This is a genomic window from Kitasatospora sp. NPDC001660 (genome assembly GCF_053596725.1).
On record NZ_JBSFGU010000140.1, the window covers coordinates 1 to 1,392 of the forward strand.

At 75.1% G+C, this 1,392-nt stretch carries 1 protein-coding gene; it reads left to right on the top strand.

Annotation, left to right across the window (positions count from 1 at the left end):
- On the top strand, positions 1 to 1,392 hold a 1,392-nt coding region (locus ACWCXH_RS39910; RefSeq protein ID WP_449806416.1), incomplete at both ends, for a polyketide synthase dehydratase domain-containing protein.

The window sequence follows — 1,392 nt, forward strand, 5'->3', positions numbered from 1 at the left end:
GCTGACCTACAGCGCGCCTTCGATCCCGGTCGTCTCCAACCTGACCGGCGGACTGGCCGAAGGGCTCCAGTCGCCCGACTACTGGGTGCGCCACGCCCGCGAGGCCGTCCGCTTCGCCGACGGCATCCGCACCCTCCACGAGGCCGGCGTCACCCGCTACCTCGAACTCGGCCCCGACGCCGTCCTCACCGCCCTCACCGCGAGCGCGCTGCCCGACGGCGAGGCCGAAGCGATCCCGGCGCTGCGCCGCGGACGCGACGAGGAGCGCACCGTCGTCGAGGCGCTGGCACGCCTGCACGTGCTCGGCGCGTTGGTGGACTGGTCCGCCTTCCACGCCGGAACGGGCGCCCGCCGTGTCGCCCTGCCGACGTACGCCTTCCAGCACCGCCGCTTCTGGACGGACGCCGCGGCGTTCTTCCCCACGGCCGAGTCCGTCGGGCTCCGGAACGCCGAGCACCCGCTGCTCACCGGTTCGCTCGAACTGGCCGGTTCCGCCGGGCTGGTGTTCACCGGCCGGCTGTCGGCCCGCTCGCACGGGTGGCTGGCGGACCACGTCGTCATGGGTTCGGTCCTGGTTCCGGGCACGGCGCTGGTGGAGTTGGCGGTGCGCGCCGGGGACGAGGTCGGCTGCGACCTCGTCGAGGAGCTGACCATGGCCGCACCGCTCGTGCTGCCCGAGGACGGGTCCGTCCGGATCCAGGTGCGCCTGGCCGAGCCGGACGACTCCGGCCGTCGCGCGGTCGGCATCCATTCCACGGCGGACACCGGCCCGGAGCCGGTCTGGAGCCTGCACGCGAGTGGTGTGCTGGGCTCGGGTGCGGTGCCGGCGGCGTTCGACGCCTCCGTGTGGCCGCCGGCCGGTGCCGAGTCGGTTGACCTGACCGGGCTGTACGAGGGCCTGGCGGAGGCCGGGTTCGGGTACGGCCCGGCGTTCCGGGGCCTCGGCGCGGCCTGGCGTCGTGGGAACGAGGTGTTCGCGGAGGTCGCCTTGCCCGAGGGCACCGAGGGCACCGGCTTCGGCTTGCACCCGGCGCTGTTCGACGCCTGCCTGCACGGCTTCGCGTTGGCCGGGTCCGGCGAGGGCGGCGGCGTGCCGTTCGCGTGGGAGAACGTGGCGCTGCACGCCTCCGGGGCGTCGGCGGTCCGGGTGCGCCTGACGCGGTCCGCCTCCGGTGCGCTGGCGCTCGCGGTGGCCGACGGCGACGGCAGGCCGGTGGCCTCGGTCGGCGCGCTGACGGTGCGCCCGATCGCCGCCGAGCAACTGGCCGCGGGCTCGCGGGTCGGCCGGGACGAGCTCTTCCGGGTGGACTGGGTGTCGGTGAAGTCTGCTGGTTCTGCGGAGTTCGTGGAGGTGGAGTGGCTGGCGCAGGTGCCGGTGGAGGTTCCGCCGGT